Annotated in this window: 12 protein-coding genes; 5 read left to right on the forward strand and 7 right to left on the reverse strand. The window is 62.9% G+C overall.

Annotated features, from left to right (window positions below; genetic code table 11):
• The first annotated feature begins 15 nt into the window (after positions 1-15).
• Positions 16-375 carry a GlcG/HbpS family heme-binding protein gene (locus tag HMPREF0591_RS20785; protein ID WP_244269025.1) on the forward strand — a complete coding sequence of 120 codons (360 nt, stop codon included), beginning with the start codon at positions 16-18 and terminating at the stop codon, positions 373-375.
• Between the two features lie 564 nt (positions 376-939).
• Here HMPREF0591_RS20785 and HMPREF0591_RS20790 read toward each other — a convergent pair.
• From HMPREF0591_RS20790 to HMPREF0591_RS20815, 6 genes are all read right to left on the reverse strand, one after another.
• The gene (locus HMPREF0591_RS20790; protein WP_007170595.1) at positions 940-2,358 is read right to left on the reverse strand and encodes an FAD-binding oxidoreductase; all 1,419 of its coding nucleotides are present in this window, start codon (positions 2,356-2,358) and stop codon (positions 940-942) included.
• A gap of 90 nt (positions 2,359-2,448) precedes the next feature.
• Positions 2,449-2,676, reverse strand: a complete 228-nt coding sequence (locus HMPREF0591_RS20795; RefSeq protein WP_244269027.1) for a glyoxalase — start codon at positions 2,674-2,676, stop codon at positions 2,449-2,451.
• 11 nt (positions 2,677-2,687) lie between these two features.
• On the reverse strand, positions 2,688-3,341 hold the full coding sequence (locus tag HMPREF0591_RS20800) for a VOC family protein (RefSeq protein ID WP_007170597.1): 654 nt from the start codon (positions 3,339-3,341) through the stop codon (positions 2,688-2,690).
• A 104-nt stretch (positions 3,342-3,445) separates the two neighbouring features.
• Positions 3,446-3,640 carry a ferredoxin gene (locus HMPREF0591_RS20805; protein ID WP_040623472.1) on the reverse strand — a complete coding sequence of 65 codons (195 nt, stop codon included), beginning with the start codon at positions 3,638-3,640 and terminating at the stop codon, positions 3,446-3,448.
• A 2-nt stretch (positions 3,641-3,642) separates the two neighbouring features.
• The gene (locus HMPREF0591_RS20810; protein WP_007170599.1) at positions 3,643-4,842 is read right to left on the reverse strand and encodes a cytochrome P450; all 1,200 of its coding nucleotides are present in this window, start codon (positions 4,840-4,842) and stop codon (positions 3,643-3,645) included.
• A 40-nt stretch (positions 4,843-4,882) separates the two neighbouring features.
• The gene (locus tag HMPREF0591_RS20815; RefSeq protein ID WP_040623558.1) at positions 4,883-5,812 is read right to left on the reverse strand and encodes a PDR/VanB family oxidoreductase; all 930 of its coding nucleotides are present in this window, start codon (positions 5,810-5,812) and stop codon (positions 4,883-4,885) included.
• Positions 5,813-6,346: 534 nt separating this feature from the next.
• Here HMPREF0591_RS20815 and HMPREF0591_RS20820 point away from each other — a divergent pair.
• From HMPREF0591_RS20820 to HMPREF0591_RS20835, 4 genes are all read left to right on the forward strand, one after another.
• Complete coding sequence (locus tag HMPREF0591_RS20820) at positions 6,347-8,668, forward strand: transketolase-like TK C-terminal-containing protein (RefSeq protein WP_040623474.1); 2,322 nt, start codon at positions 6,347-6,349, stop codon at positions 8,666-8,668.
• A gap of 47 nt (positions 8,669-8,715) precedes the next feature.
• The gene (locus tag HMPREF0591_RS20825) at positions 8,716-9,927 is read left to right on the forward strand and encodes a CaiB/BaiF CoA transferase family protein (protein ID WP_007170602.1); all 1,212 of its coding nucleotides are present in this window, start codon (positions 8,716-8,718) and stop codon (positions 9,925-9,927) included.
• A gap of 2 nt (positions 9,928-9,929) precedes the next feature.
• On the forward strand, positions 9,930-10,844 hold the full coding sequence (locus HMPREF0591_RS20830) for a hydroxymethylglutaryl-CoA lyase (RefSeq protein ID WP_007170603.1): 915 nt from the start codon (positions 9,930-9,932) through the stop codon (positions 10,842-10,844).
• 100 nt (positions 10,845-10,944) lie between these two features.
• Positions 10,945-11,877 (forward strand): adenylate/guanylate cyclase domain-containing protein, encoded by a 933-nt coding sequence (locus HMPREF0591_RS20835; RefSeq protein ID WP_244269029.1) that lies wholly within the window; start codon positions 10,945-10,947, stop codon positions 11,875-11,877.
• 45 nt (positions 11,878-11,922) lie between these two features.
• On the opposite strand, the gene HMPREF0591_RS20840 is transcribed toward HMPREF0591_RS20835, so the two are convergent.
• Positions 11,923-12,789, reverse strand: a complete 867-nt coding sequence (locus HMPREF0591_RS20840; RefSeq protein ID WP_007170605.1) for a hypothetical protein — start codon at positions 12,787-12,789, stop codon at positions 11,923-11,925.
• Positions 12,790-13,384 lie beyond the last annotated feature (595 nt).

Raw genomic sequence — 13,384 nt, forward strand, 5'->3', positions numbered from 1 at the left:
GGATCGGTGCTGGCGATGCTCAAGGCGGCGGTCAACGCGGCGCGCGAGCTCGAGGCGCCGTCGGGTGTGGCAATCGTGGACGCTACGGGTCTGTTGCGAGCCTGGGTGCTGATGGACGGCGCCACTCCGCTCGCCGTGGAAGTGGTGCCGAAAAAAGCACGCACTGCCGCGTTCAGCGGCCTACCCACCGGCGACGTGCCGGCCGAAATCTCAGCCCAGCTCGCCACGGCGTCACAAACATTCGTCGCGTTGCCTGGCGGATTGCCGATCGTCATCGACGGCGCCATCGTCGGTGGAATCGCCGCCGGAGGTGAGTCGGCGGAAATCGATGTCGCGATCGCTCAGGCCGGGCTCGACGTCCTGGCAACGCTTTAACCCCGTAGCGTGAGCCGAGTCGGTCTAGCTCGGCTCATCGCAAAGCATCAGGGACGTTTTCCTCGGCAACGCATGGGCCGCGCCGATCGTAACGCCTCAGCGATGAGGGGAACACGCGTCTGAGCGGTTGCCGCCCGCAGCGGGCGCGGTCATCGACCGCGCCCAGCCAGTTCGCATTCATCACCCGACAACCGCGCCCGTTTCTGCCCGTGGGGTACTGACGATCGCGGATTCACATCACCAGACCGGCGAAACCGCTTGCCGCCACACGTCGCCGACATGTGGCCGCATCCCGGCATCCTTCGAAGGTACCCCGGCTGCAGTCAACTCCCGACACACCGACGTTGCACCGACAACAGCTGAGGCTGGCCCGTCGTCAACACCCCTGACTACGAAGTGTTGCAATCACCCCGTGAGCCCAAGCCAGCCGCTCGACCGTCAACGCGGCCGGCCAACTCGTAGTGTTCACCGACACTGACCGGTAGCCATGACTGGCCAGGCCACGTCATTCACCAGGCGGTGCGGGGGTTGACCTTATTTGTAGCGACGGCCACCAAAGGACGGTCAAACGGCGCTAGTTGGGGTCGGATCGATATTCTTGTTGTATCGCAGCATGTTCTGCGGATCCCATTTGGTCTTCGCATCGACTAGGCGGCGATATTTTTCGGGTGATCCCCACGCACCTTTGCGCCACGCGGAGCCGAGGTCGGTTGTGAGATTGATGTAGCAGTTATCCCTGAACTCAGGCCGCAGTTCAGCATCGAGGGCGTCAGCCCACGCCATGAACGTGGCGTCGTCGGACGGGTCATCCCATTGCGTCGCCACTTCCCAGAACCAGGTGGCACCCTCTCGGGAGAAAGCGCAGGAATCTTCTTCGAAGTCGTCGCTGATCGCACCGCCGAGTGCCCAAAGGTTCTGCACGGTGCTGGGCGTCGGAGGTGCCGTGGGAGCAGGGGCGATCCCTGCGTGCTTGATGGTCGTGTCGATCGCACTGTCGGACAGCTCGCTCAGGTACCCGCCCTTGGTGTACACACGTCGCCCGTATGGCGCGATAACGTCGAGCATCGAATTGGCTGCGGGCCACGGAACCGGTTGCACAGCAACGGTCGCCGGCCTACCCAAACTTGCTAGTTGTGCCATCACCCGATCGGAGTCGCTTTGTGGACCGGTGAACACGACGACGAACATCAGAACGTCAGTGCCGTGTGCTTCGACCGGCACCGGCGGCAGGGGGGGACATTGGGTGAGGGCAGCAATCAGCGCCAATTCCCTTGGCGCCGTGGGCATATACTCGCGGAGAGACTGAAGGACCTCGGATGCTTGATCCAGCGAGAACGGGATCATGCCGGCTGACACCATCTGCGGTATGGGATGGGCCTGGAACTCGAAGTTGACCACCACGCCGAAGTTGCCGCCTCCACCGCGAACCGCCCAGAACAAGTCTGGGTTCTCGTCGGCGCTCGCACGTACTAGGCGCCCGTCGGTCGTGACGATGTCGCATGCGAGAAGGCTGTCTACCGTCGCGCCGCGGGCGCGCATGTTGTAGCCCACGCCTCCGCCGATTGTGAGCCCGGCGACCCCGGTGGTGCTCACCGTCCCGGCGGGCACCACTAGACCATATTCGGCGAGCGCTCCATCCATCTCGCCCAGCAGCACACCGGCGCCGAGTCGCACCCGACGCGAGCCGGGTTCGACGGAGATCTCCTTGAACTCACTGAGGTCAACTACCAGTGCATCGTCGGGCATCGCGCTTCCGTCCACCCCGTGCCCGCCGGCCCGGATCGCAAGACCGCGGCCGTGCTCGGCAGCGAATCGCACGGCGGCGATGACGTCATCGGCGTCCAAAGCACGTGCGATAGCCGATGGCTGTTGCTCGCTCATCCGGGTGTTGTAAATGGCGCGCGATCGCACGAACATTTCGTCACCGGGCGTATATACCGGTCCCCGAAAGTTGGAAAGGCCTTTCAACACAGGCACCGACATGTCACTCCTTCGAAATGTAATCGCGGTTGATTGCCAAAGAGCTGCCGAGGTGCAAGTTGTTCTCTCGTCAGATCGATTTCTTGCCGGTCGTCAGTCCGGCTGGATATGCAGCTGGTCGCTGTCGAACTGGGTCACCTTGCCGTTGCTCAGTGCGCCGATCGCGCTGAACCAGACTGCGCGTCGCGCACGCGCCTTCTTTCGATCGATGATCAACGAGCCTTTACTGCTGATCTCGACGTAGTGGCCGATCACCCGCGCATGGTCGGCGACGGCGCTGCCCTCGTCGATGACGGGTTTGAATTCGGGCACGTTGAGCACATACAGCCGGATCACCGAATGAGCTCCGCGGCCGGCGAGACATCCTCGCTGTGTTCCAGGATAAGTTCGGCTTTGCGCGCCCACAGCGCAGCCAGCGAAGGCTTTTCCGAGGACGCCACCACATCGAGCAAAGCTCGCACGGTCAATTCGGCATCATCATCGTCGGCAACGGTGGTCGCCCTCGTGGGATAGGTGAATTCGACCAGATACCCGTTGGGGTCATGGGTGTAGATCGACTCGATCGTCTCGTGCTTGACCCGCATTTCGACATGCCAGTCGTTGGACTGCAGACGGCGTTGGTATTCCTCAAGGACGTCAACCGAATCCACATGGATCGCCAAGTGACGGGAATCTCGGAAGAACCCAGGAATCTCCGGGCCGTGCGTGGCGTACGCGTCGCCGTCGGGACTGAACCGCTCTACCCCGAAATAATAGAAGAACGCGATTCGATCGCCTTTGCCAATGTCGAAGAAGAAGTGTACGAAATCCGGGTGGTCCGCCGGACCCCAGCCCACTGCGCAGACCGAGTGCACGATCGGAAAACCCAAGATGTCGTGGTAGAAGCGGACGGTGCCCGCGGGGTCGAACGTCGGGAATGCCGCGTGGTCAACGCCGCGCGCCAAGTGCTCAAGCCCCGTGGGCGTGCTGTCAGCCACGTGTTCCACCTTCCTCGATCCAGGTGCCGCTGTCGTCCAGCCTAGGCGGCACTGGACCGCTCGTCAACACCATCGTCAACTATTGGTCTTATCCGTAAAACCCCTGTACGCGCTTATCCGTCGACGATGACCGCTTTGGTGGGGCACAGCTTTTGTGCGAATTCGACTCCTCCACGCATGCTCTCGGGGGGGCTTTCCAGGACGACGTGTGCGTATTCGTCGGAGTCCGCCATGTCGAAGACCTGCGGTGCTGCGCTTACGCACTGCCCGTGGCCCTCACAGAGTCCGGTATCGATCCTCACCTTCATGGTCACGACTTGAACACCGCGGGAAGCGATGGGATCGCCGCGGTTTCGGTCCCGCGGAACTCATAGACCGCAGCCGCGGGATCGACCAGGGCGATATCGGGGGCCCGCGTCAGAAGCTCTTCGAGCGCCACCTTCATCTGCATGCGGGCAATGGGCGCTCCGGGGCAGGCGTGGATGCCGAAGCCGAAAGTCAGGTGCCTGTTACGCCGAGACTGCTTGCGCTCCAGGGAAAAAGCATCGGGGTCGTCGTAGACTTTCGGATCACGGTTGGCCGCAGCCCAGCACAACAGCACCGACTCGTTCTCGGCAATGTCGGCGTCACCAATGGTCGCTGGCTTGACCGCACGGCGGAATAACCCGAAGAAGGGGGGGTGGAGACGCAGTGTCTCTTCGATGGCTACGGGAATCAGGTCGTGATCGGCACAGAGCCGAGCTTTCACTTCGGGTGCCGATAGAACGTCGCATAGCAGACTTGACAGAGCCGCCACGGTGGTGCCGTGACCGGCCACGAGGAAACTACTCATGGTCATGGCGATCTGCTCGACACTGAGCAACTCGCCATCAATCTCGGCGGTAGACAACTCGGTGAGGAAGTCGTCGCGCGGCTGGTCGCGTCGCGCGAGGACCTCTTCGACACCCAATTGAGCCAGGGCCATGAAAGTGGCCCCCGCAAGTTCTTGGTCGCCCAGGCTTCCCACCATCTCTAGTGCCTTTGCGCGGACAGCATCCCGCTTCTCGGCGTCGAAGCCGAGAAAGTGACACAGCGCCAACAAGGGCAACTCCTCGGCGAAATCCGCGACGAGATCGAAGGAGCCACTCTCACGCAGCCGGTCGATCAGTGTGATGACATCGGCCCGGACAAGAGGTTCGATCTGGGCGGCGGTCTCGTTGTTCAATATCCGGCTGAACAGCTCGCGCCATGAGGTGTGTTCGGGTGGATCCTGCTCTAGCGGTGGAAAGGCGGGGCGTTCGGCGAAGGGGCGCGTCACGCTCGGTGACGATGCGTAGGTCTTCCAGTCACCCTGGGCAGCCTTGACATCGTCGTAGTTCAGCAGGAGCCGAAAGCCACCTTGCTTGTCACTGCGACCGACAGGGCAGGCTTCTCTGGCTTCCGCAAACAGTTCATAAGCGAGTTCAGGGGTGGTCTCGTCTGAGGAGAAATTGCGGAGTTTCTCGATGAGGTCTTCGTGGGACGCGGACAACGGGCATGGCCTTTCACTCGAATTACTGGGGGCGCTGGGTTCAGATATCGATAGTCAATTTTGTTCCGAGGCAGCGTGATACGCAGATCATCATCGACTCGTTCGACGCGCGCTCCTGAGGGCTAAGGAACGAGTCGCGATGGTCTGGTAAGCCTTCGAGAACATCTACCTCGCAGGTGCCGCAGGTGCCTTCCATGCATGAGCTGAGCAGCTCGAGTCCGGCTTCTTGGGCGACTTCGAGAATGGATCTACCGGGAGGCACGGTAAAGGTGAGATCCGAAGTACTGCAATAGACTTCGAATGCCGACTCGGGCTCGAGTATCGCGTTCTGCTTGGGCGCGAAGCGTTCGACGTGCAGTGTCACGTCGTCTCGGGTCTCGCAAATTTGCTCCGTGGCTTCGATCATCGGCTCCGGCCCACAGCAGTACACCGCCGTCCCCGGCTCTAGATCAGCACATATAGCTTGGAGGTCAAGCAGGCCCTCTTCATCTTCAGGGCGGCTCACGACTCTGTTTCCGTAAGTGGAGAGCTCGGCGAGAAAGGGCATCGCTGAGCGTGTCCGCCCGCCATAGTGCAACTGCCAGTGCGCGCCCCGGCGCGCAAGCTCGGCCATCATGGGTAGCAGCGGCGTGATGCCTATGCCGCCGGCGAGAAAGACATACCGTGGAGCTTCGCTGACGAGCGGAAAGCCATTCCGCGGGCCGCGGACAGTCAGCACCGACCCCTCAGTCACTTGGTCGTGCAGCCGAATGGATCCCCCTCGGCCGTCGGGCACTCGACGCACAGCAATCTGCCATCGGCGAACGTCGTCGGGGTCTCCGCACAGTGAGTACTGGCGAACGGTTGCCTCATCGATGATCACGTCGACGTGTGATCCCGGAGTCCACATTGGCAGCGGCCCGCTGTCTTCGGCTCGTAAGGTGAGCTTGATGACGTCGGCAGCGGCGTGCTCGACGCTCTCGACGGTCAACTCTGTAACGGCCTCGCCCCCGGGTGGCGCCGCCGCACCCGTGGGGGTCCGTGAGGTGTGGGTCACAGTCATTGAAGCGATAGTAAACTATTCGACGCTGCCGTAGCAATGCATTCAGGCTATGCGGGCGTCGATCAGCGACGGGACCGCTAGGAGGTGTCCGTGGGTCGCGCGAGTGGTCCGGTGCCGAGACCGGTCAGTCTCCGCGCTACCGCGCGCACCAACTTTGATTGTTCTACGGGTATGATTATTTTTCGACAAAAAAGTCAGGGCCGGGGCACGCGGTAAACCCGCGGCCGCGGCCGGCGTTACCAACGGCTAATTGCGCGTGACAACAGACAAGAGGTGCTGATTGTTCGAGCCTGAAAACCGTACTGCGGGGGGCGCTGCGAACGCTGGCCGGATCCCGCATCGCAGATGGTGCACGCGCAAACCGGGCTTCGGCCGGCCCCGATCCACCCGCGGCGTCGGCTGCCGGGCGCATCGCCTGGCACGTCCGTATGAACTTGCCCTACTTGCCCACCAGGAGCGCCCGTGACAACTGCTCAGGTTGATGAACACACGACATCAACAACCGAACCCCTTCAGCGGATCGCCGAGCACGTGCGGTGGCTGGCAACTGCGATCGTCCATCACGCGAACCACGTTCGGCCAAACCCCAGCGGGCTGAAAGTCGGCGGGCACCAGAGTTCATCCGCGTCGATGGTCGAGATAATGACCGCGCTCTACTTCGAGGAACTCCGAGAAGGTGACCGGGTCTCGGTCAAGCCGCACGCGTCGCCGGTCCTGCACGCGATCAACTACCTGCTTGGTTGGCTCGATGAGAAGTACCTGACCACGCTGCGCGATTTCGGTGGTCTGCAAAGCTATCCCAGCCGATCGAAGGATCCTGATCCCGTCGACTATTCGACGGGATCAGTCGGCATCGGCGCCACCGCGCCCATCTGGGGGGCCTTCGCGCGCCGGTACGTCGACGCGAACTTCGGCAGCACCGGCACCGGCCGCCAGTATTCGCTCGTCGGAGACGCCGAACTGGACGAGGGTGCGGTCTGGGAAGCGATTCTGGATCCATCTGTTCAAGAGCTGGGCGAAATCGTCTGGATCGTCGACATGAATCGTCAATCGCTGGACCGCGTCGTTCCCAACATAGCCGCCGGCAGACTGGCCACGATGTTCGACGCCGCCGGCTGGCAGGTCATCAATGTCAAATTCGGTGCGCTGCTAGAAGACTTGTTCACCCGCCCAGGCGGTCCGGAGCTGAGAACCCGCATCGTCGAGATGGCCAACCCCGAATACCAGCGCCTGCTGCGCTGTCCGGCTGACGAGTTGCGCGCCCGACTGCCGGGTGACGGGGCCGGCTCGGCGGCGATCGCGCAACTTATCAGCTCCCTCGACGACGAGACCGTCGTCGCGGCCATCAGCAACCTCGGTGGGCACGACCTCACGGCCCTGCGGAATGCGTTCGTACAGATCGACGACACTCGCCCCACCATCATCATCGCCTACACGATCAAGGGGTTCGGCCTTCCCACGCAGGGACATCCGCAGAATCACTCGTCGCTACTGAGCGTGGAGCAGTTCGAGCAACTCGCGGCAGCCACCGGCCGGGATGCTGCTCACCCATGGTCAAAGTTTGCATCCGACACTCCAGAAGGCCAGATCTGCGAGGCCGCCGCTCGGCGGTTACTCCGCTCGATCGCCAAGCACAATTCGCCGCCGGCACTGCCCGTAGAGATCGGACGTACTCCGCTAGCCGTCACCACCACCCAGGCGGCCCTGGGGCGTACTCTGCTCGACCTGACCCGCGAGGCCCCCGAGGCCGCCCGCCGGGTCGTCACCGTCAGCCCCGACGTCAGCTCCAGCACCAATCTGGCCGGCTGGTTGAACAAAGTCGGCGTGTGGTCGGCCGCCGAGCGGCTCGATTGGTTCGCCGACGACGCGGAAACAATCATGCATTGGCGCGAAAGACCAACCGGCCAACACATGGAGCTCGGCATCGCTGAGACGAATCTCGTCGGACTTATCGGCGAACTCGGCGCCACCTGGAGCCGTTGGGGAGAGCCGCTATTGCCAATCGGTGTCTTGTATGACCCGTTCGTGGAGCGCGCGCTCGAGCCATGGTCCTACGGCATCTACGCCGGTGGGCAATCTATTCTCGTCGGCACACCCTCCGGCGTGACGTTGGCCGCCGAAGGTGGCGCGCACCAGTCGATCAAGACACCATCGATCGGTTTGGAGCAACCGGGCTGCCAGAGCTACGAGCCGGCTTTCGCCATCGAGGTCGAGTGGATGTTGCTGCACGCCCTGTCTCGATTGGGGCGCCCCGACGGCGAATCCGCCTACTTGCGCCTCTCGACGCGTCCGGTCAAGCAGGAGCTCGCCGATTTACCAACCGACCCGGCCGCGCGGGAACGTCGCCGCCAGCATGTCCTGGCCGGCGCATACACCATTCGAGCCTGCTCCAACCCGCAAGCGACGATCGTGTCAATGGGTGCCGTCGTGACCGAAGCCCTTGACGCCGCAACCCGATTGGAACAACTCGGGGTGCATTGCGAGGTCATCGTCGTCACGTGCCCAAGTCGGCTCTTCGAGGCCGTTCAGGCCCGACGAGGCCTTGCCGATGCGCCCTCGTGGATCGTCGACCAGGTGTTCCCCGCGCAACGCGCCGCACCTATGGTGACCGTCCTAGATGGACACCCACACACGTTGGCATTTTTATCGACGATCAACCGGGTGCCGACGAAATCCTTGGGAGTCAGCAAGTTCGGACAGGTAGGGTCTCTGGACGCCGTGTATCGCTACCACGGCATCGATACCGACAGCATCGTCCGGGCAGCTCTGGACCTTCGGGACTGACCGGAACCACCTGCGCATTCTCCCGACCACACCCGACAGAAGGAACGATGACCGAAGACCTCACGGGTCCGCTCGCCGGGATACGCGTCCTCGAACTCGGCAATTTCATCGCGGCGCCCACCGCCGGTAGGATCCTCGCCGACTTCGGCGCCGACGTCATCAAAGTCGAGCGGCCTGGAGTAGGAGACGAACTGCGTCGGTGGCGGCTGCACGCGGGGTCGACATCACTGCTCTTTCGCACCCTCGGCCGCAACAAGCGCAGCATCACCCTGGATGTCGGGACGCCGCAAGGCAAGCAGGTCGCGGGGCGGCTGATCGAGAAATCCGATGTTATCCTCGAGAATTTTCGCCCGGGCACGCTCGAGAAATGGGGCCTTGGACCCAGCGAGATCAAACAAAAGAATCCTCAAGCCGTCCTCGTCCGCATCTCGGGCTATGGGCAAACCGGACCGTACCGCGACAGGCCTGGATTCGGTGGCGTCGCTGAAGCCATCGGCGGCCTGCGCCATGTCGTCGGTTACCCTGATCGCCCACCAGTGCGGGTAGGCGTCAGCCTTGCCGACACCGTCTCCGGCCTCTACGCGGTGATCGGCGCGTTGATGGGCTTACTGCAACGAGGCCGCGAGCCCGGCGGCGAAGTTGTCGATGTTGCGCTCTATGAAGCCGTGTACTCGCTGATGGAGTCGCTGGTGCCCGACCACGACGCCTTCGGTATCCGCCGCGCGCCAGAGGGAGCCGGCCTACCCGGCATCTCTCCGTCGAACACCTTCGCCTGTGCCGATGGCAAATACGTTGTCATCAGCGGTAACGGCGACGCCATCTTCAAGCGGCTGATGAACACTATCGGACGCCCCGACCTCGCGCAGAACCCAGAGCTTTCCGACAACGCCGGGCGGGTGGCCCACAATCAGGAATTGGAGGACGCGATCGCAGGCTGGGCGGCGACCCTGCCGTCCGACCAGATCCTCGCCGAACTCGAAAGAGCCGCAGTACCTTCCGGCCCGATATATCAAGCCAGCGACATCCTTGCCGACCCGCACTTCGCTGACCGAGGGATGCTGGAAACACACTGCGTCGATATCGGGCATGATCGCCCGCAGCCCGTCGTGTTCCCAGGCATCGTGCCGGCGCTGCAGAACCGCCCCGGCGCCACGCGATGGCTTGGACCGGAACTGGGAGCGCACACTAGCGAAGTTCTCCGCGAACTGGGCTTCGACAGTGAAGCCGAAAACGAACTGCGCGAACAAGGAGTGATATAGCGATGCCTGCAGACGACACAGTGGTGGTCACCGAGGTCTCGCTCCGGGACGGTCTGCAGATCGAGCCCGTGATCGTCCCCACCGACAAGAAGGTGGCCTTCGCTCATCGACTCGTCGACGCCGGCTTCACACAGCTCGAAGTCGGTGCCTTCGTCAATGCGGCCAAGGTACCGGCCATGGCCGACTCCGCGGAGGTGGTGCACCAGCTCGGCGACCTTCCGGTGACCCTGCATGCGCTGGTGTTCAACCTGAAAGGCGCCCAGCGTGCCATCGCCAGTGGATGCCGCAACGTGCGATTCGTCGTGTCGGCCAGCGACGGGCACAGCCATGCCAACGCGGGAGCCTCGACCTCTGAGGCACTCGACCGCGTCGACGAAGCCGCAGAACTGTTGCGCGAAAACGATGTACACCTCGAAGCCACCATCGCCACCGCTTTTGTCTGTCCCTTCGACGGCGACACCCCGGTCGAACGGGTGTTGCGGGTCGCTGAGCGACTTATGCGTACCGGCATCGATGTCTTGCATCTCGCCGACACGATTGGCGCGGCGTCACCCGGGGATCTCAGACGCACAATCAGTGCCGTCAGCGCTGAGTACACCAATGTGCAACTGGGACTGCACCTGCACAACACCTACGGCATGGCGGCCGCCAATGTCTGGGAGGGGTTGCAACTTGGAATCCGAAGGTTCGACGCCGCGCTCGGGGGTCTTGGCGGCTGTCCCTTCGCGCCAGGAGCCGCCGGCAACATCGGCGCCGATGATTTGGTGCACTTCCTGCATCGCGAAGGCTTCGTTACCGGCGTTCAGCCAGATCGCCTGGCGGGCGCGCGCGAGGAACTGACCCAATTGGTTGGGCACCAACTCGATTCGGCCCTCGCGCGTGCCAACAAGCCACCGGCCATGCTGCGGATCGCCTGACGGCTAGCGACGTGTAGGCCGGCCAGTGTCCGACGGTGTAGGCGCGGAACCAGCGGATGCCGAGCCCCGCAGCGCCAGCGGGGAACGCCACACCGAGCTCTTGACGGATGCGATCTTGGGTGCGCGGCGGGAGTTCACCAGCTACGAGATCGCCGCCGCAGCAGACGTTCCGGTGTACCGAGCCCGGCGTTTCTGGCGCGCGCTCGGGTTGGCGAACCCCGAGGAGGGTGCCGCAGAATTCACCGCTGCCGACGGCGATGCGCTACGACGCCTACTCCTTCTCATTTCCGACGGCATCGTTGACGAGAGCCGCGCACTGCACATAACGCGATCACTGGGTGGGTCAACGGCACGGGTAGCGCGCGCATTCGTCGAGGCGATGCTCGATCCGCTCCCGCCCGACGCGGATGGGGCTGAACGCACATTCGCCGTCGGCACTGAGGAACTCATCCGTGCGCTGAGCGACATGGAGAGCCTTCTGGTCTACAGCTGGCGACGCCAGGTCACCGCCGCGCTGCCGGTGCTTCAACGGCGCGGTCCACGCAGCAGCATCGCCGTCGGATTTGCAGACCTCGTTTCCTTCACGCATCTCAGTCGCCAACTCTCAGATCGCGAACTCACCAGTCTCGTCACTCGATTCGAGGAGCGAGCAGGCAACCTCATCACCGCCTACGGCGGACGGATAGTGAAGTCCATCGGTGACGAAATCTTTTTTGCCGCCGACTCCCCTTCCGTCGCGGCTACCATCGCGCACCGGATAGCCGAGAACGTCAAGCGGCGCCGTGTCCCCGGAATACGGATTGGAATCGAATACGGGCCAGTCATCACCCACGGCGGGGATCTATTCGGCGACACAGTGAATCTTGCGAGTCGGCTCACGGCAATGGCCGCGCCCAACCAGATCGTGGTGGGGCCGTCGATGATGGTCGCCTTGGCGACGGTGGCGGGCTTCGAGATCCATCCGCTCCCAGTCACCGACGTGAAAGGTTTCGGCAGCATGACGCCTGGAGTTCTGAAGGCGTGCGGCCGCTAACCGCCCCGGACTCGACCGCTCTGACGTAGGGCGAGGCACCCGCGGTCACGCGCCGGCGGTCGCCAGCTCCCCGTGGTCGATCGAACCACCCAGCGCGGCTTTGAGTAGTCCCAATTTCGATCTGACGTGCACCTCATCTTCGGCGCGACCGACAACGAACGACAACGCCCACACGAAGGTCAGAGCCAACCCGAGTGTGACCAACCAAGCCAGATGGGTCACCCATAGTGGTGCGCTGCGGTTGAGCGCCGTCCACACTGGCCATGCGGCCGCGCCGTTACCGATCCCGTCGGCCATCGGTATGAAGGCGATGACGAGCGCCAACCTCCAACCCGGCAGGTGTGGCCGCAATCGGTAGATCAGAGTGCCCGCGGTGAGTGGCATGAGGGGATTCACGCACACCCACCACAGCGGGAGCCCCCAGAAGTTCAGCGGTTGCGGGCCGTAGTACTCGTAGGCCCCCATCAGGACTCCCGGACTTTCCAGCCAGATGTTGATGAACACATCGATCAGGTAAATGGCGAACACCATCCGGCGGGTGATTCCCACGTTGAAGATTCGATAGGCGAGGTAGGCCAGTCCTCCGACGTACCAGATGTAGACGAAGTTGATGAACAACGGGAAGTCTCTGCCCATCGAGTAAAACGTCGTCGTAGCTGCTCCCTGCCGGATGTAGCAGAGACCGAGGGTGTCGACGATCGGCTCGAACAGGCACGCAATCCCGCCGCCGATCAGGCAGTACGTCAGCAGCGGACCGCGCCCGTTCAGCAGATGTTTGACGGCGAAGAAACAGCCGATCAGAACGGGCACTCCCAGGAAGATCGTGAACAACACCTCGGGCATGAACGGCATGGGAGTCTGAGGGTGCGCGGGAACGGTGCGCGCGGCCACGATCGCGTAATGCGAGGTCATTGTCGTCTCATCACCCGTCTATGCGTGGATGCTCAATCAGGAGTCGTGCGGCCCGTGGTGGGCTGTACGAGGTTTTATGCCCCGCTCCGGGTCAGCATAGCTTTGTGATGAACGTATTTTCAAGGATGAACGTCAATTCACTGAGCGGCCGCCCCAGGGTATGTAGCCCCTGCCCCTAAGGGCGCTCAACGCGGCAGTCCGTCCTGACGATTTCTAATGTGGAATCGTTTTCTCAGCTGCGTCCCGACCCGACGGCGCCGTCAGATGAATATCGGCCAAAGAGCGGTCCCGTGTGTCGTCCCGGTCTCCTCCGCGGCATCATCCAGAGTTCCGCCCGGCTGCACAGGGTCATCTTCAGAACTCTCGCAGCGGCGGCGCCGAGCAAGTGGCGCAGGATGATTCGCCGCTGCGCTCGGCAAAATTTCCGTCACATCGCCGGGATCCGGTCCGGGTAGCCGAGCATCAGCAGACCGGTGCGACGGGAGGCCGTCCTCCGGTACGGCGGTTCAACGGGTACCCGACGACGGGGCTCCGGATCGTCCCAGACGGGCTCGACGAGGTTCGAACGAAATAACTCGGCTAGTACGCGGCTGTA

Origin of the sequence: Mycobacterium parascrofulaceum ATCC BAA-614, assembly GCF_000164135.1 — a bacterium.
GTDB lineage: Bacteria > Actinomycetota > Actinomycetes > Mycobacteriales > Mycobacteriaceae > Mycobacterium > Mycobacterium parascrofulaceum.

Excerpts from the sequence above, each read along its gene's own strand:
- HMPREF0591_RS20785 (WP_244269025.1), top strand. The coding sequence starts at position 16 with ATGCTCAAGGCGGCGGTCAACGCGGCGCGCGAGCTCGAGGCGCCGTCG.
- HMPREF0591_RS20790 (WP_007170595.1), bottom strand. The coding sequence starts at position 2,358 with ATGTCGGTGCCTGTGTTGAAAGGCCTTTCCAACTTTCGGGGACCGGTA.
- HMPREF0591_RS20805 (WP_040623472.1), bottom strand. The coding sequence starts at position 3,640 with ATGAAGGTGAGGATCGATACCGGACTCTGTGAGGGCCACGGGCAGTGC.
- HMPREF0591_RS20825 (WP_007170602.1), top strand. The coding sequence starts at position 8,716 with ATGACCGAAGACCTCACGGGTCCGCTCGCCGGGATACGCGTCCTCGAA.
- HMPREF0591_RS20830 (WP_007170603.1), top strand. The coding sequence starts at position 9,930 with ATGCCTGCAGACGACACAGTGGTGGTCACCGAGGTCTCGCTCCGGGAC.
- HMPREF0591_RS20840 (WP_007170605.1), bottom strand. The coding sequence starts at position 12,789 with ATGACCTCGCATTACGCGATCGTGGCCGCGCGCACCGTTCCCGCGCAC.